Below are 17,342 nucleotides of genomic sequence, written 5' to 3' on the forward strand. Positions count from 1 at the left end.
GACACCCAACGCTATGCTGGGCATGTTTTTAGACTGACTAGTCAGTTCGGAATTCGGGAGCGGAATGAACATCGTCGAGGCCGTCGGCCTGGGCCTGCGCACCCGCCGCGGCTGGGTCTACCGGGACGTCGACCTCACCGCCGCGAGCGGTGAGCTGCACGCCGTCACCGGCCCACCCGGCAGCGGACGCACCTCGCTGCTGCTCGCGCTGGCCGGGCGCTTCCCGCACAACCACGGCGAGCTGCGCCGCCGCGGCCCGGCCGCGCTCGGCCAGGTGGCCGGCGTGCACGAACCCGACCCGACGCTCACCGTCGCCGAGCACATCACCGAACGCCTGCTGCTGCTCGGCCCGGTGCCACGCCGCCGGCGCCGCCTCGTGCCGGTGGCAGCGGTCCGGGCCCGCCGGGCCTACCGCCGCGACGCCTACGCCGCCGCCATCGCCGGCGCCGGACTCACCGACGCGCCCCTGGACCCCGACCGGTACGGCCGCGACCTCACCCCGGTCGAACGCCAGGTGCTCGGGCTGGTGCTCGCCAGCCTCGGCGGCCCCAGCCTGATCGTCGCCGACGACGTGGACGCCGGCGCCGACCGCCCCGAGCGGGAGTGGATGTGGGGCGCGCTGGAACGCCTCGCCGACCAGGGGTACGCCGTGGTCGCCAGCGCCCGCGCCGTCGAACCCGGAGTGGCCGCCACCGTGCACCGCATCGGCGACCCGGTCCCGCCCGTCCCCGCCCTGACCGTCCCCACCGAGCCCGCCGAGGTGCCCGCATGAGCGTCCTGCGACTGGCCCTGTTCGAGCTGCGCCGGATGACCCGGGGCCGGCTGCCGCGCGCCGCGCTCGCCGTGCTCACCATCGTCCCGCTGCTCTACGGCGCCCTCTACCTGTACGCGTTCTGGGATCCCTACGGGAAGATGGACCGGATCCCGGTCGCCCTTGTCAACGCCGACCGCCCGGCCACCGCCGGTGACGGCAGCGAGGTGCACGCCGGCCGCGACCTCACCGAGAAGCTGCTCGACCGCAAGGTGTTCGGCTGGACCGTCACCGACCAGGCCGACGCCACCAAGGGGCTGCGCGACGGGCGCTACCACCTGGTCTTCTCCATCCCGGAGGACTTCTCCGCCACGCTCGCCGCCGGTCCGGAACCGGACCGCCCGGCCCGGCAGGGCGAGCTGAAGGTCGTCAACGACGACGCCACCAACTACCTCTCCGGCCTGCTCGCCCGCTCGGCGTTCAGCGAGATCCGGGCCGCAGCCGCGCAGAGCACCGCCGCCACGTACTTCGACAAGATGCTGATCGGCTTCACCGACGCCAAGGCCGAGACCGGACGCGCCGCCGACGGCGCCGGGAAGATCGCCGACGGGCTCGGCAGCTCCCAGCAGGGCGCGGGAAGGATCGCCGACGGGCTCGGTGACGCCGAGGACGGCGCCGGGCAGCTCGCCGGTGGGCTCAACCAGTCCGTCCAGGGCGCGGACAAGCTCGCCAAGGGCCTCGACCAGCTGCGGACCGGTGCCGCCCAGCTCGCCGACGGCGCCGGCCGCGCCGCCACCGAGACCAAGGCCGCCGCGGCCACCGTGAACGCCGCCGCCGACAAGTACGAGCCGGTGCTGCGCCGCAACGCCGACAAGATCGAGAAGGCGGCCACGCTCGTCGCGGACGGCGCGCAGCAGCTCGCCGCCGGGCTGGACGCGCTGCCGGGCAAGGCCGCCGAGGTGGTCGCTACCGCCGAGGAGATCCGCGACCGGCTCGACGCGGTCGCGAAGGAACACCCCGAGCTGGCCGACAACCCCGACTTCGCCGCCGCCCGCAAGGCCGCCGACCGGGCCGTCACGCAGGCCCGCTCCGTGGTGGCCGCGCTGGACAAGACCGACATGGCCACGCTGCGCAAGCAGATGACCGACGTGTCGAAGACCGCCCGCGAGGTGGCCTCCGCCGCGCCGCACCTGGCCGACGACGTCGCCTCCGCCCGTGCGAAGGTCAACGAGCTGGCCGGCGGGCTCGCCACACTGGCCCAGGGCAGCGCCAAGCTCCGCGACGGGCTGGGCGACGCGTCGACCGGCGCGAACGAGCTGCGCGGCGGCCTCTACCGGCTCGCCACCGGCGCCCGCCAGCTCGACGGCGGCCTGGCCCAGCTCGGCAGCGGCAGCAACCGCCTGGTCGACGGGCTGACCCGGCTGGAGGGCGGCGCCGGCGACCTCGCCGACGGGCTCGCCGCCGGGGAGCGGAAACTACCCGGGTACGACGACGCGGCCACTCGCGCCGGCGTCCTCGGTGACCCGGTCGGCCTGATCCGCGACTCGCAGAACCCGGCCGGCTCGTACGGCGTGGGCTTCGCCCCGTACTTCCTGTCGCTGGCGCTCTGGGTCGGCGCGATGATCACGTACATGCTGTTGCGGCCGGTCAACCGCCGACACGTGATGTCCGGCGCGCCCGGCTGGCGGGTCGTGCTCGCCGGGTGGCTCCCGGCCGCCGGCATCGGCCTGGCCCAGGTCACTGTGCTCTACACGGTGGTGACGCTCGGGCTCGGGCTCGACCCGAGGCACGGCCCGGCCACGTTCGGGCTGCTCGCCCTCACCTCGCTGGCGTTCACCGCGATCATGCAACTGCTGGGCGTGGCGCTCGGCCCGGCCGGCCGGCTGGCCGCGTTGGCGCTGCTGATGCTCCAGCTCACCTCGTCCGGCGGCACCTACCCGGTGCAGACCTCGCCCGGCTTCTTCCAGGCCATCCACCCCTGGCTGCCGATGACGTACGTGGTGGACGGCCTGCGGCACACCATCAACGGCGGTACGACCGCCCCGGTGGTCACCGCCGCGCTGGTGCTGCTCGCGTTCGGGCTGGGCGCGATGGCGCTGACCGTCGGCGCGGCCCGCCGGTCCCGCCGGCTGACCCCGTCGAGGCTGCACCCCGAACTGACCATGTGAGGATGAGCCGGTGACGGACGGACGGACGCGCCGGCGCGAGGACACCCGCCAGCGCCTCTTCGTGGCGGCGGTGGACCTCATCGCCGAGCAGGGCTTCTCGGCGACCACTGTGGACGACATCGCGGCCCGCGCCGGCGTGGCGAAGGGGACCGTCTACTACAACTTCCAGTCCAAGACCGTCCTGTTCGAGGAGCTGCTGCGGCACGGCATCGGCCTGCTCACCGCCGAGTTCCGGGCCGCCGTCGACGGGCTGCCGCCGCTGGAGGCGCTCGGCGCGCTGGTCCGCGCCCAGCTGGAGTACATCCGCCGCTACCGCGCCTTCGCCCAGCTCCTGCTCTCGGAGATGTGGCGGACCAACAGGGAGTGGCAGCAGACGCTGCGGCTGCTGCGCGGCGAGGCCATCGCGGTGATCGCCGACACCGTGAAGGCCGGCGTGGACAGCGGCGACCTGCCCGCCGACCTGGACGTGCGTACCGCCAGTTCGGCGCTGTTCGGCGTCGGGCTGGTGGTGGCCGTGGACTGGCTGGTCTTCTCGCCGGAGCGGCCGATCGACGAGGTGCAGGAGTCGCTGCTCGGCATCGTCCGGCGGGTCGCCCGGACCTGACCAGCGGCCGGTAATTCGGTTGATTCCGGGCCGCCGGAAGGGTGAGGGTGAGGGCACCGCCCCCACCGATCCGAGTCCGGAGGACCTTCCATGCGCCTGCTCCGAGATCTCTGGGCCACGGCGCCCCGGCGGATGACGGCGGTCCTGCTGCTGATCGTGCTCGGCGCCGCCGGCCAGGCGGCCGCCTCCGCGCTGGCCGGGCCGGTGCTGGTGCACCGCTCGTCCGGCTGGTTCGTCGCGCTCGCGGTGGCGCTCGTCGCCGCTGTCGTCACCGACCTGCTGATCGGCCTGATCATGGCCCGGCTCACCGCCGACTGGTCGGCCGACGTGCGGCGGCGGCTCTGCCGGGTCGCGCTCGGCCAGGACCTGCCCACCCTGGAGACCACGCCGGTCGGCGAACTGCTCGACCGGATCGACAACGACGTCTACCAGGTCGCCGCCGAGATGCGGAACACCGGCGTACGGCTGGCGCAGGGCCTCGCGGTCTGCGTCCTCGCGACGGTGAGCGCGCTGATCGTCTGGTGGCCCGCCGGTGTCGGCATGATCGTGGTCACCTCCCTGCTCGCGGTGACGCTGCGCCGCCCGACCGCCCGGATCGCCCCGGCCCGGATGGCCGAGGAGGAGGCGTGGTCCGACCTCGCCGCCGTGATGGAGGAGGCGGTGCACGGGCAGGACGACGTGCGCACCAGCCTCGCCCGGCCGTACGTGCTGCGTCTCTACGCCCGCCGCGCGGCCGAGGTGATCGCCCGGTGCGTCCGGGTGTTCCGGCTCTCCGCGCGGGTCACCGCGATCGCCGCCGGCGCGGTCGGGCTCGGCGTCGCGGGCGTGGTGCTGGGCGGCGCGTGGGCGCTGGCCACCGGCCGGGTGGACGCCGCGCGGCTCACCGCGATCTGGCTGCTGGCCGTCGCGTTCGGCGCGACTGTCGAGCAGATCGCCCGCTGGGTGCCGCACCTGCAACAGGCGTTCGGCGCCTGGGGCCGGGTGCAACTGCTCGCCGGATCGCCGCAGGAGCCGGACGGCGGCGACGCCCCGGTCGACGGCGACCTGACCGTGCGCGGGCTCACCTACCGCTACCCGTCCGGCGGGGACGACCGCGGTCCGGCGCTGCGCGACGTCCACCTCGACTTCATCCGCGGGCGCTCGTACGCGCTCGTCGGGCGTACCGGCTCGGGCAAGTCGACACTGGCCAAGGTGCTCACCCGGGCGGTCGACGTGCCGCGCGGCACGGTGTTCCTCGGCGGCGCCGACCTGGTCGACCTGGACGTGGAGGAACTGCGCCGGTGGATCGCCGTGGTGCCGCAGCGCACCGAGATCCTGGCCGGCACGCTCGCCGAGAACGTGGCGCTGTTCGACCCGGAGCTGCTGGACGCCGCCGAGCGGGCGCTGGCCGAACTGGGCCTGGCCGGCTGGATCACCGAGCTGCCCGACGGCGTGCACACCCGGCTCGGCGACGGCGGCTACGTGCTCTCCGCAGGGCAGGAACAACTCGTCGCGTTCGCCCGCATCCTGGTCCGCGACCCGCACGTGGTGATCCTCGACGAGGCCACCGCGCGGCTCGACCCGGTCACCGAGAACCGGGTACGCGAGGCCACCGAACGGCTGCTCACCGACCGGATCGGCATCGTCATCGCGCACCGGCTCTCCTCGGTGCGCCGCTGCGACGAGGTGGTCGTGATGGCCGACGGCGCGGTGCTGGAGGCCGGTCCGCTGCGCGAGTCGGCCCGCTTCGCCGAGCTGCTCGCCACCAGCCACGCCGGGGCGTACGCCGGAGTGGGCGCCCGGCGCGGCGGCGGGGACCTGCTCGACGCGCCCGCCTGGGACGACGCGCCCGCCACGCCGACCGCGCCCGCGACGCGGCCGGCCGCAGTGCCGCGCGCCGACCCGCCACCGGCGCCGCCCGCACCGCCCGCGCGGACCATGCGGGAGATCTTCCGGCTGGCCGTCAACGATCCTCGATTCGGCCTGCTCTCGGTCGGCCTGTTCGTCGTGATGACGGTGCTCGGCCTGGACGGCGCGGTCCTGCCCTGGCTCTGGGCCGACCTGGTCGGCGGCGGCGACCCGTGGCTGCCGGCGCTGGGCATCGTGGCCGCGCTGCTGGTGGTGCTGCCGCTGCCGTACCTGACGAACCTGTGGTTCCCGCAGTGGTGGATCCGGCAGATGCTGCGGATCAGCGCCCGGCTGGTGCACGGGCAGACCGGCGCGCGCCGGGTCAGCGGGCACACCCCGGCCGAGGTGGTGGCCCAGGGCGGCGACACCGACCGGGTGGTGCACCTGGCCGACAACCTGATGGACCAGTTCATCTCGCTGGTCATCGTGGTCGCCATGACGCTGGTGACCGGCAGTCTCGTACCGGCGATGTTCTTCGTCGGCACGATGGTGGTCTCCGGGCTGGCGGCGACGCTGTTCGGGCCCCGGCTGGAACGCACCGCGGCCGGCACGGTGAAGGCGCGCGCCGCGTTCGCCACCGCGCTGGTCTCCGCGCTGTCCGCCGCCCGTACGGTGAAGCTGGCCGGCGCGACCCGCCCGGTGCTGCGCCACCTCGCCCGGCTGGACGAGGTCCGCAGCGAGCGGCAGCGACGCGAGATCGCCATGCAGGTGTGGGCCCGGTCCACTCCGTCGGTCGCCAGCGGCCTGCTGCCGATCGGCGCGTGGGCGCTCTACCTGGCCGGTGAGCTGTCGGCGGGTGCCACGCTGGTGGCCGTGTCCACCCTGGGCGCGGCCCGCTGGTTCGCGTGGACCACCGCGTCGCTGGTGTCGCAGTACCCGTCGGCGCGCGTGTGGACCAAGCGGACGGTGGCGATGACCGGCGAGGCCGTGTACGCGGCGCCGGTGCCCGGCCTGGACCTGGTCGCCGGCACCGCGCCCGCGCCCGAGCCGCCGCCCCGGCACCCGCTGCGCCGCCTGGAGCTGGCCGGCTTCGGCGCGCTGCACTCCGACGGCACGCTCGCCGTCCGCGACGTCGACCTGGTGGTCGAGCGCGGGCAACTGGTGCTCGTCGTCGGCCCGGTGGGGTCCGGCAAGTCGTCGCTGTTGCGCGCGCTCGCCGGGATCGTGCACCACGTCGGCGAGCTGCGCTGGAACGGCGACCCGGTCACCGAGCCGGAGATGTTCCTGCGTCCCAACCAGGTCGGGTATGTGGGCCAGCTACCCCGGGTGCTCTCCGGCACGGTGGCCGACAACATCGCGCTCGGCCACCAGGTGGACGCCGCCGGGGCGGTCACTACCGCCCAGCTCGAACACGACCTGGCCGCCGCCGGGGGCGGGCTCGGGCTGCTGATCGGGCACAAGGGCACCCGGCTGTCAGGCGGTCAGCTCCAGCGGCTGGCACTGGCCCGGGCGCTCGCCCCGCGTACCGAGCTGCTGGTGGCCGACGACGTGTCGTCGGCGCTGGACGTCAGCACGGAGCTGGCGCTGTGGGCGGCGTTGCGCGAGCACGGGGTGACTGTGGTCGGCTCGACCGCGAAGCGGGCCGCGCTGGTCCGGGCCGACCACGTGGTGGTGCTGATCGACGGCACCGTGGCCGACCAGGGCACCTGGACCGACCTGGAACCCCGCTGGAATCACCTGGCCGGCTGACCGCCCCCGCCCCACCGGGCGGGGGCGGGACCGGTCAGAAGGCTCGGGTGTACTGGTCGGGCCAGGCGGGGGTGGCGCCGAGCTTGGCGGCGGCGCGGCGCGGCCAGTACGGGTCGCGCAGCAGCTCGCGGCCCAGCAGCACCAGGTCCGCCTCGCCGCCGGCCACGATCTGCTCGGCCTGCTCGGGCTCGACGATCAGGCCCACGGCGCCGGTCGGCACCCCGGCGTCGCGGCGGATCCGGGCGGCCAGCGGCACCTGGTAGCCGGGTCCGACCGGGATGGACGCCTGGACGGCCGCACCGCCGGAAGAGGTGTCGATCAGGTCGACTCCGGCGGCGGCCAGTTCCCCGGCGAGCACCACGCTGTCCTCGACGGTCCAGCCGCCGTCGGTCCAGTCGGTGGCGGAGATCCGGGTCAGCACCGGCACGGCCTCGCCGACGGCGGCGCGTACCGCGCGGGCCACCTCCAGGGTGAGCCGCATCCGGGCGGCCCGGTCGCCGCCGTAGCCGTCGGTGCGCCGGTTGGTCAGCGGGGACAGGAACTCGTGCAGCAGGTAGCCGTGCGCGGCGTGGATCTCCACGGCGGCGAACCCGGCGTCCAGCGCCCGCCCGGCGGCGGTGGCGAAGGCGTCCACCACCGCGGCGATGCCCGCCTCGTCCAGCGCTGTCGGTGTGCGGTACTCCGGCACGAACGGCTGGTCGCCCGGGCCGACAGGGGTCCAGCCGCCCTCGGCGTCCGGCACGCCGCCGCGTGCCGGTGCCCACGGCCGGTACGTGGACGCCTTGAACCCGGCGTGCGCGAGCTGCACGGCCGGGACCGCGCCGTGGGCGGCGACGAACGCGGTGATCGGCCGCCACGCGTCGACGTGCGCGCCGGACCAGAGCCCGGTGTCCTGCGGGCTGATCCGGCCCTCGGGCACCACCGCCGTCGCCTCGGTGATGACGAGCCCGGCCCCGCCGACCGCGCGGGAGCCGAGATGGACCCGGTGCCAGTCGGTGGGCAGGCCGTCCGGCCCGGCGCTGTACTGGCACATGGGTGCCAGCGCGATCCGGTTGGGCAGCGTGACGCCGCGCAGGGCGAGCGGGGTGAACAGGACGCTCATTCTCGGATCCTCCGGTCATGGCAACGGGTGCGCCCCGTTTCGAGGGACGCACCCGAAGAGGTGTGGATCAGGCGGGTACGGGGTCGAGCCGCTCGGTCTCGGCGGGCTCGATCAGGTCGCGCTTGCCGGCCGAGTCGTACGCGGCCCGGTCGAGCGTGCCCTCCCGGGCGGCCACGATGGTCGGCACCACTGCCTGCCCGGCCACGTTCGTGGCGGTACGGATCATGTCCAGGATCGGGTCGATGGCCAGCAGCAGACCGGCCCCGGCCAGCGGCAGGCCCAGCGTGCTCAGGGTCAGCGTCAGCATGACGATCGCGCCGGTCAGGCCGGCGGTGGCGGCCGAGCCGACCACCGAGACGAACGCGATCAGCAGGTAGTCGGTGACGCCCAGGTTCACGCCGAACACCTGCGCCACGAAGATCGCGGCGAGCGCCGGGTAGATGGCGGCGCAGCCGTCCATCTTCGTGGTGGCGCCGAACGGCACCGCGAAGGAGGCGTACTCGCGGGGGACGCCGAGGCGCTCGACCGAGCGCTGGGTCACCGGCATGGTGCCCACCGAGGAGCGGGAGACGAACGCCAGCTCGATGGCGGGCCAGGCGCCGGCGAAGAAGCGCAGCGGGTTGAGCTTGCCGGCCACCGCGAGCAGCACCGGGTAGACCACGAACAGCACCAGCGCGCAGCCGACGTAGACGGCGGTGGTGAACTTCGCGAGCGGGGCGAGCAGGTCCCAGCCGTACGAGGCGACGGCGTTGCCGATCAGGCCGAGCGTGCCGATCGGGGCGAGCCGGATGACCCACCAGAGCGCCTTCTGCACGATCGACAGCAGCGAGCGGTTGAGCGCCACGAACGGTTCGGCGGCGTCGCCGACCAGCAGCGCGGCGGCGCCCACCACCAGGGCGAGGAAGACGATCTGCAGGACGTTGCCCTCGACGAACGCGCCGACCGGGTTGGTCGGGACGATGCCGGTGAGGAAGTCGATCCAGGAGCCGGTGGTCTTCGGCGCGGTGGCGCCGGCCGGGTCCAGGTTGACGCCCCGGCCGGGGTCGGTGAGCAGGCCGATGCCGATGCCGATGCTCACCGCGATGAGCGCGGTGACGCCGAACCAGAGCAGCGTCTTGACGGCGAGCCGGGCGGCGTTGGCGACGCCGCGCAGGCTCACCACGCTGACCACGATGGCGGTGAAGACCAGCGGCGGCACGGCGAGCTTGAGGAGCTGGACGAAGAGGCCGCCGACGGTGTCGAGCGTGCTGGTCAGCCAGGCGAGGTCGGCGGCGCGGGCGAGGAAACCGAGCGCCACGCCGAGCACGAGGCCGAGCAGGATCTGGACGGAGAAGGGGATTCTGCGCAGGGCGGAGGTCATGAGGACGAATCCAAGGTCTGGAGAGGGAAGGCGGGCGTCGGGGCGTGGAGCTACGCCGGACAGACGCCGCTGGCCTGCCGTCGCAGATCGACGTACAGGCGCTCGGTGAGGCACCAGACATTGGTCATCGTCGCGACACGTTACTCCCGCCCCGGGCCGGAACGGAAGGACCGTCGCCGGTGAGGCTCCTTACAGCCAGGTAGCCGGAGGTGACCAGTCCCCAGGCGGCGACCACGACCAGCAGCACCCGCTCCGACACCCCGAGCAGCGCGCTGCGCCCGACCAGCAGCAGCGCCGCCGCTACTACGGCGGCCACCGGCAGCGCCACCGCCGCGCCGACCGCGGCGATCCGCCGCAGCCCCTGGTCCGCGGCCGGGGAGAACAGCAGTACGAGCATGGCGAGCACCACAGCGGCGGTCGCCGCGATGCTGGCCCCGCCGTGCACCAGGTCGGCCACCGTTGTCGCCTCGAACGGCGGCAGCGGGCAGCCCTCGCTGCACGTGACGGCGCCGGAGAGCACCGTGGCGACCGCGCCGACGCCGAGCAGCCCGGCCGCCGCGCGCACCCCCGGCGGCAGCGCCCCGGCGAGCAGCAGCAGCGACGCGGCCACCGAGAAGATCCCGATCCGGTACGCCCCGGCGTACCCGCTGTCGGTGATGCCCGCCTCACTCACGTACGCGATGGGTCCGGGACCCGGACCGGCGATCACCGCGACAGTCACCGCTGCCGCGCCGGCGGCCAGGCAGACGGTGGCGAACGCGGCGGCGATCCGGCGGGCTGTGTCCTCAGCCACGTCCGTGCGGGGTGGTCCAGCCGGACAGATCCGGCCCCAGCGGCACGATCCGGGTCGGGTTGATCATGTCGTGGGTGGCGTAGTAGTGCCGCTTGATGTGGTCGAAGTCCACCGTCTCGCCGAAGCCCGGCGTCTGGAACAGGTCCCGCGCGTACGCCCACAGCACCGGCATCTCGGTGAGCTTGCGCTGGTTGCACTTGAAGTGGCCGTGGTACGCCACGTCGAAGCGCACCAACGTGGTGAACAGGCGCACGTCCGCCTCGGTGATCGCGTCGCCCATCAGGTAGCGCCGCCCGGCCAGCCGCTCGCTCAGCGCGTCCAGGCGGGCGAACAGCGCGGTGAACGCCTCGTCGTACGCCTCCTGCGAGGTGGCGAAGCCGCACCGGTAGACGCCGTTGTTGACGTCCCGGTGGATCTCCGCCATCAGCGCGTCCATCTCCGGGCGCAGCTCGACCGGGTAGAGATCCGGGGCGTCCGGCGCGTGGAACCGTCGCCACTCGGTCGAGAAGTCCAGCGTGAGCTGCGGATAGTCGTTCGTCACGACCCGTCCGGTGAGCGTGTCCACGAGCGCCGGCACCGTCACCCGGCCGGTGTAGTCCCTGTCGGTGGACAGGTACGCCTCGGACAGGAAGCCGATGCCGAGCACCGGGTCGAAGCCGTCCGGGTCGAGCGCGAACCGCCAGCCCCGCTCGTCCCGGATCGGGTCGACGGTGCCCAGCGAGATCACCTCGTCCAGCCCGAGCAGGCCGCGCACGATCCGGGCCCGGTGCGCCCACGGGCAGGCCCGGCACCAGATCAGCCGGTAGCGGCCCGCCTCCAGCGGCCAGCGTCCCTGCTCGTCCGGCCCGCCGCCCTCGGCTGATGTGGAGTGCGGGGTGACCCGGCCGGTGAACCGGTTGGGCTGGCGGACGAACGCGCCGCCGCCGCTGGTCTCTGCGCTGAACTGGGCCCCGGACATGCGGCAAACCTATCCGCTCCGGTCACGGATATCCTGGCGCCGGGTACCCCCGCGACCCGCCGACCGACCCCTTCCCACCCCCGAAGGACGTACGCGCGATGACAGTGGCCTATCTCGTTGCCGGAGTCCGCACCCCGATCGGCCGGTACGCCGGCGCCCTGGCCGGGGTCCGCCCCGACGACCTGGCCGCGCACGTCGTCCGCGAGCTGGTGGCCCGCCACCCGTCTGTCGACTGGGCCCGCACCGACGACGTGATCCTGGGCTGCGCCAACCAGGCCGGCGAGGACAACCGCAACGTGGCCCGGATGGCCGCGCTGCTCGGCGGCCTGCCGGTGGAGGTGCCGGGCAGCACCGTCAACCGGCTCTGCGGCTCCGGCCTGGACGCGCTCGCGTCCGCCGCCCGCGCGATCGTCGCCGGTGAGGCCGACCTGGTGGTGGCCGGCGGCGTGGAGAGCATGAGCCGGGCGCCGTTCGTCATGCCGAAGGCGGCCACGCCGTTCGCCCGCACCGCCGAGGTGTACGACACCACGATCGGCTGGCGGCTGGTCAATCCGCTGATGCGCAAGGGCTGGGGCATCGACTCGATGCCGGAGACGGCCGAGAACGTGGCAGCCGAGTTCGGCGTGGACCGGGCCGCGCAGGACGCCTTCGCGTACCGGTCGCAGCAGCGGGCCGCCAAGGCGCAGGCCGACGGCCGGCTGGCCGAGGAGATCGTCCCGGTGACGGTGCCCGCCGGCAAGCGCGAGACGAAGCTGGTCGAGGCCGACGAGCACCCGCGCGAGACGTCGCTGGAGAAGCTCGCCGCGCTGCCCACCCCGTTCCGCGAGGGCGGCACTGTGACCGCCGGCAACTCGTCCGGCGTCAACGACGGCGCCGTCGCGCTGCTCGTCGCCTCCGCGGCCGCCGTCGAACGCTACGGCCTCACCCCGCTGGCCCGGGTACGCGGCGCCGCGTCCGCAGGCGTACCGCCACGGATCATGGGCATCGGCCCGGTCCCGGCGACCCGCAAGCTGCTCGACCGGACGGGCCTGTCGCTCACCGACGTGGACGTGATCGAGCTGAACGAGGCGTTCGCCGCGCAGTCCGTCGCGGTGCTGCGCGAGCTGGGCCTGCCGGAGGACGCCGAGCACGTCAACCCCGGCGGCGGGGCCATCGCGCTGGGTCACCCGCTCGGCGCCAGCGGCGCCCGGCTGGCGTTGACCGCCGCGCTGGAACTGCGCCGGCGGGGTGGCCGGCGGGCGCTCGCCACCATGTGCATCGGCGTCGGCCAGGGCATCTCGCTGCTGCTGGAATCGGCCGACTGAACCGGGCCGGCGGCATCGCCTCCAGTGGATCTCCCGAACCCGGCCGTACCGGCCTAGAGTGGTCTGGACCACATGATCCGCCATCGACGGCGGACGACGACCTGGGGGACCGAGCGATGCAGACGCCGGAGAGCCTGCCCACCGAGATCGACCTGAGCCGGCCGAGCGCCGCCCGGGTCTACGACTACTTCCTCGGTGGGGCGCACAACTTCGAGATCGACCGGCAGCTCGCCGAACAGATCGCGGCCATGACGCCGAACCTGGCCGCCACCATGCGCTCCGGGCGGGAGTTCCTGCGCCGGGCCGTACGGGTGCTGCTCGACGCCGGCATCGACCAGTTCCTCGACATCGGCTCCGGCATCCCCACCGTCGGCAACGTGCACGAGGTCGCCCAGGCGGCCGACCCGGACGCCCGCATCGTGTACGTCGACATCGACCCGGTCGCCGTGGCGCACAGCCACGAACTGCTCGCCGGCAACGACCGGGCCACCGCGGTCCTGGCCGACCTGCGCGAGCCGAAGCTGATCCTGGACCACGCCCGCGCCAGCGGCCTGATCGACTTCGACCGGCCGCTGGGCATCCTGCTCGCCGGTGTGGTGCACTTCGTGCCCGACGCCGACCGCCCGGCCGACATCCTGGCCACGCTGCGCGCCGCCGCCGCGCCCGGCAGCTACCTCGTCATCTCCCACTCCACGTTCGAGGACCAGCCGCAGGAGATGCTGGACGCGCAGCGGCTGTCGGCGCGTACCGCCACCGAGATCACGCTGCGCTCGCGGGCCGAGATCACCGGATTCTTCGGTGACTGGACGATCCTCGAACCGGGCGTGGTGCACATGCCGCTGTGGCGGCCCGAATCCCCGTCGGACGTGGACGAGCACCCGGAGCGGTTCGGGGCCTTCGGCGGCGTTGCCCGGCACGACCGCGCAGCCGGCTGAGCCCATGCGCGCCCCGGACAGCGACGGGGGAGACGTCAGCCGGCCCGGCGCCGCCGCGTACGCCGCCGAGTGGGCTCGCGCGGTGCGCCGCATCGGGTTCGTGCCGCTGAGCGCGGCCGAGACCGAGCGCCTGCTGGTGCCGCTCACCGAGCGGCTCGGCGAGGCCCTGCTCGCCCCCACCTTCTCCGCCCGTCCCGCGGAGGAGGTGGGGCGTGCCCTGGTGCAGGCGCACCTCACCGAGCCGGGCGTGCTCGACTGGTCGGTGCAGGCGCTCGGTGACCGGTTCCTGCCCTGGGTGCTGCCGTCGCGGACGGAGTCGCCGGAGCTGCGCGAGCGGGTCGCGCTGCTCCAGGGCGCGTTCGCCGCCGGGTTCGCCCGCGCGCTGCGCGACCGGGTCTTCAGCCAGCAGGAGCGGATCGCCCGGTCCGCGTGGCAGGCCCGGGACACCGTCGAGCAGGCGCTGCGGGACAGCGAGGCGCGTTTCCGGGCGGTCTTCACCGGCGCCGCCATCGGCATCGGCATCGCCGGCGTGGACGGGCAGATCATCGAGGTCAACCAGTCGTTCGCGGACATGCTCGGCTACGCCGTCGCGGAGATGCGGCGGATGAACGTGTCGGCGTTGTTCCACCCCGACGACGCGGCCGGGATGTGGGAGCTGTACCAGGAGCTGATCGAGGGCAAGCGGGACAGCGCGCGGGTGGAGAAGCGCTACTACCGCAAGGACGGCAGCGTGGTCTGGACCGACCTCGCGGTCTCGCTGATCCGGCACGACGACGGCCGGCCCCGGTTCACCGTCGCCATGGTGGAGGACATCACCCAGCGGTACGAGTTGCAGCAGCGGCTGCGTTTCCAGGCGCTGCACGACCCGCTGACCGGCCTGCCCAACCGCACGCTGTTCTTCGAGAAGCTCGGTGACGTCTTCGACGGCGCCGGCCCGGAGCAGCGCGTCGGGCTGTGCTTCATCGACCTGGACGGCTTCAAGGCGGTGAACGACAGCCTCGGGCACGACCTGGGCGACCGGCTGCTCAAGGTGATCGCCCGCCGGCTGAGCGACTGCGTGGCCGGGCGCGGCCACCTGGTGGCCCGGATGGGCGGCGACGAGTTCGTCATCCTGGTCGACTCCGACGGCGGCATCGACGACGCGGTGGAGGTCGCCGAGCTGGCCCTGGCCGCGGTGTCCGCGCCGGTGCACGTCGGCGACCAGCAGCTCGCCGTGTCGGCGAGTATCGGCATCGTGGAGTGCCCGGCGGCGGAGACGAGCGTCGGTGACCTGATGAAGGCCGCCGACACCACGCTCTACTGGGCCAAGGCGGAGGGCCGGGGCCGCTGGGCGGTGTACGACCCGGAGCGCAGCGCCGCCGACATCGCCCGGTCCGCGCTTGCCGCGAATCTGCCCGCCGCGCTGGACCGGGGCGAGTTCGTGCTGCACTACCAGCCGATCGTGTCGCTGCTGGACGGCACGATGGTGGCGGTCGAGGCGCTGGTGCGCTGGCAGCACCCGGAGCTGGGACTCATCGGGCCGGACCGGTTCATCGGGCTGGCCGAGGAGACCGGCCTGATCGTCCGGCTCGGCGCCTGGGTGCTGCGTCAGGCGTGCCGCGACGCCGAGTCGTGGCGGCGCGCGTACCCGGACACCACGCCGGTGGTCAGCGTCAACCTGGCCGCCCGGCAGGCCGACGACCCGGCCATCGTGGAGACGGTGGCGGAGGCGTTGCAGCACACCGGCCTGCCGGCCGAGCTGTTGCAGCTGGAACTGACCGAGAGCGCCGTGATGGGCAGCGCCGGCGAGCCGCTGCGGACGCTGCACCAGCTCGCCGGACTCGGGCTGCGGCTGGCCATCGACGACTTCGGCACCGGCTACTCGAACCTGGCGTACCTGCGGCGGCTGCCGATCCACTGCGTGAAGCTGGCCGGCCCGTTCGTCGAGGGGATAAAGGGTGACGGCGGGGACGTGGTCGCCGACCACCGGGACGAGCGGATCGTGGACGCGCTGGTCCGGCTGGCGCACGCGCTGGAGCTGTCGGTGACGGCCGAGGCGGTGGAGACCGAGGTGCAGGCCGAACGGCTGCGCGCGCTGCGCTGCGACACCGGGCAGGGCCGGCTGTTCGGCGCCCCCATGCCCGCCGACGGCATCCGCGCCCGCCTGGGCGGGTAAGGAAGGGCCCCTCTCAACGCCTCCGGTAGAGGAGGGGCCCCGCTTGACACCTCCCGCGTACGCGGCAGGCGAGGAAGGGAGAACCGGTGAGCCTCACCGATTCGCAGGCCGTGGTGTCGGTGGTCGCCGCGCTGGCGATCGTCGCCGGCCTGGCCGGGGTGGTGGTGCCCGGGTTGCCGGCGCTGCCGCTGTGCTGGGGCGGCGTACTGGTGTGGACGCTGTTCGGCGACGCCGGACCGGGCCGCTGGGCGGTGCTTGCCGCCGCCACGGCGATCGCCGCCGGCGGCACCGTGCTCAAGTACCTCTGGCCGGGGCGCAACCTGAAGCGGACCGGCGTGCCCACCACCTCGCTGCTGGCGGGCGGGCTGCTCGGCTTGGTCGGGTTCTTCGTGATTCCGGTGATCGGGCTGCCGATCGGCTTCGTCGGCGGCATCTTCGGCGCCGAGCGGCTGCGGCTCGGCGACACCCGGCTCGCCTGGCCGGCCACGGTGCAGGCGCTCAAGGCGGCCGGGCTGTCGATGGTCCTGGAGTTCACCGCCGGCCTGATGATCGCCGCGCTGTGGGTCGCGGGGCTGCTGTTCGTCTGACCGTCGCCGGGCCACCCGGCGGCCACCTCACCGGTACGGTCGACCGGATGCGGACAACCGTCCTGGGCGGCCTCGGCGCCTACCCCACCGCCCACCAGCCCTGCGCCGGCTTCCTCGTCGAACACGACGGCTTCCGGCTGCTGATCGACCCCGGCTACGCGACGCTGCAACCGTTGCTGGCACTCACGAGGGCGGAGCACGTCGACGCCGTCTACGTCAGCCACGGCCACCCCGACCACTGCGCGGACCTGCAACCGCTGATCCGCGCCCGGGTGCTCGCGAACCGGTCCGGGCCGCCCCTGCCGGTGTACGCCCCCACGGGCAGCCTGGCCGGACTGCTAGCGATCGACGAGCCGGGCCTGCTCGAACCCGGGTACCGGCTGACCGGGTTCACCCCGGGGGAGATGCTGCGTCTGGGGCCGTACGAGGTGCGGACGTTCGCGTTGCCGCACTGGGTGCCGAACGCCGGCGCCCGGTTCTCGGCGGCGGGCCTGGTGCTCGCCTACACCGGGGACACCGGACCCAGCCCGGCGCTGGTGGAGCTGGCCCGCGACGCGGACCTGCTGATCGCGGAGGCGACCTATCCGGACGACATCCCGCAGCGGCACGAGGGCAACCTGTCCAGCGCCGTCGAGGTCGGCCGGTACGCCGCCGAGGCCGGGGTGCGGCGCCTGCTGCTCACCCATCTGTGGCCGGGGACGGAGCCGCGGGAGGCGCTGGCCGCCGTACGGCGCGGGTTCGCCGGACCGGTGGAGGTGGCCGCGCCCGGGCTGACGGTGACCGTCGGCCGGTAGGGAGCGGCGGCGCGGGGCGTCCGGAGGGTACGGCCGATCACCGTACTTCAGTGAGAGAGAGGTGGACGCCGCGCGCCGCCGCGGACCGGGCGTTGCCGAGCGCCCGGTGCCGGCCCGTCGGGTCGGGCCTGGTCACGCCCACAATGATGCCCCGGGTGGGACCGGGCGACAACGCAATTACCGGGGTACGTATTGACCGCCTTGATCGGCCGGGAGCACACTGCGAGCACTCGCACGAGCATCGCCTCGAGGAGG

Annotated in this window: 13 protein-coding genes; 9 read left to right on the plus strand and 4 right to left on the minus strand. The window is 74.1% G+C overall.

From position 1 onward, the window contains the following. Positions 1 to 64: 64 nt before the first annotated feature. The 4 genes from CLT75_RS32030 to CLT75_RS32045 all read left to right on the plus strand — a co-directional run bounded on the left by CLT75_RS32030 (position 65) and on the right by CLT75_RS32045 (position 7,099). Positions 65 to 772, plus strand: a complete 708-nt coding sequence (locus CLT75_RS32030; protein ID WP_135243788.1) for an ATP-binding cassette domain-containing protein — start codon at positions 65 to 67, stop codon at positions 770 to 772. Next, positions 769 to 2,919, plus strand: coding sequence for a YhgE/Pip domain-containing protein (locus CLT75_RS32035; RefSeq protein WP_135243789.1), 2,151 nt, complete (start codon positions 769 to 771; stop codon positions 2,917 to 2,919). The genes CLT75_RS32030 and CLT75_RS32035 overlap by 4 nt, the downstream gene beginning before the upstream one ends. A gap of 10 nt (positions 2,920 to 2,929) precedes the next feature. Beyond that, the gene (locus tag CLT75_RS32040; protein WP_135243790.1) at positions 2,930 to 3,523 is read left to right on the plus strand and encodes a TetR/AcrR family transcriptional regulator; all 594 of its coding nucleotides are present in this window, start codon (positions 2,930 to 2,932) and stop codon (positions 3,521 to 3,523) included. Positions 3,524 to 3,613: 90 nt separating this feature from the next. Beyond that, a complete protein-coding gene (locus CLT75_RS32045) occupies positions 3,614 to 7,099 on the plus strand; it encodes an ABC transporter ATP-binding protein (RefSeq protein WP_135243791.1) in 3,486 nt (1,161 codons plus the stop codon). Between the two features lie 34 nt (positions 7,100 to 7,133). Here the strand turns inward: CLT75_RS32045 and CLT75_RS32050 are convergent, their stop codons facing one another. From CLT75_RS32050 to CLT75_RS32065, 4 genes are all read right to left on the minus strand, one after another. Then, positions 7,134 to 8,201 (minus strand): NADH:flavin oxidoreductase/NADH oxidase, encoded by a 1,068-nt coding sequence (locus CLT75_RS32050; protein WP_135243792.1) that lies wholly within the window; start codon positions 8,199 to 8,201, stop codon positions 7,134 to 7,136. A gap of 67 nt (positions 8,202 to 8,268) precedes the next feature. Further along, positions 8,269 to 9,549, minus strand: a complete 1,281-nt coding sequence (locus CLT75_RS32055; protein ID WP_176739839.1) for a dicarboxylate/amino acid:cation symporter — start codon at positions 9,547 to 9,549, stop codon at positions 8,269 to 8,271. Between the two features lie 136 nt (positions 9,550 to 9,685). Beyond that, on the minus strand, positions 9,686 to 10,354 hold the full coding sequence (locus CLT75_RS32060) for a DUF998 domain-containing protein (protein ID WP_135243793.1): 669 nt from the start codon (positions 10,352 to 10,354) through the stop codon (positions 9,686 to 9,688). Continuing rightward, complete coding sequence (locus CLT75_RS32065; protein WP_135243794.1) at positions 10,347 to 11,312, minus strand: glutathione S-transferase C-terminal domain-containing protein; 966 nt, start codon at positions 11,310 to 11,312, stop codon at positions 10,347 to 10,349. Before CLT75_RS32065 ends, CLT75_RS32060 begins: the two co-directional genes overlap by 8 nt. A gap of 98 nt (positions 11,313 to 11,410) precedes the next feature. Here CLT75_RS32065 and pcaF point away from each other — a divergent pair, with 98 nt between their 5' ends. The 5 genes from pcaF to CLT75_RS32090 all read left to right on the plus strand — a co-directional run bounded on the left by pcaF (position 11,411) and on the right by CLT75_RS32090 (position 17,087). Further along, positions 11,411 to 12,616, plus strand: coding sequence for a 3-oxoadipyl-CoA thiolase (gene pcaF, locus CLT75_RS32070; protein WP_135243795.1), 1,206 nt, complete (start codon positions 11,411 to 11,413; stop codon positions 12,614 to 12,616). A 116-nt stretch (positions 12,617 to 12,732) separates the two neighbouring features. Beyond that, entirely contained in the window at positions 12,733 to 13,551 is an 819-nt protein-coding gene (locus CLT75_RS32075; protein WP_135243796.1) for an SAM-dependent methyltransferase, read from the plus strand. Between the two features lie 4 nt (positions 13,552 to 13,555). Further along, positions 13,556 to 15,706: an EAL domain-containing protein gene (locus CLT75_RS32080; protein ID WP_135243797.1), complete on the plus strand. Its 2,151-nt coding sequence runs from the start codon at positions 13,556 to 13,558 to the stop codon at positions 15,704 to 15,706. Between the two features lie 86 nt (positions 15,707 to 15,792). Then, positions 15,793 to 16,293 (plus strand): DUF456 domain-containing protein, encoded by a 501-nt coding sequence (locus CLT75_RS32085; protein WP_135243798.1) that lies wholly within the window; start codon positions 15,793 to 15,795, stop codon positions 16,291 to 16,293. A gap of 47 nt (positions 16,294 to 16,340) precedes the next feature. After that, positions 16,341 to 17,087: an MBL fold metallo-hydrolase gene (locus tag CLT75_RS32090; protein WP_135243799.1), complete on the plus strand. Its 747-nt coding sequence runs from the start codon at positions 16,341 to 16,343 to the stop codon at positions 17,085 to 17,087. Positions 17,088 to 17,342 lie beyond the last annotated feature (255 nt).

It is taken from the genome of Micromonospora sp. CNZ285, assembly GCF_004637285.1.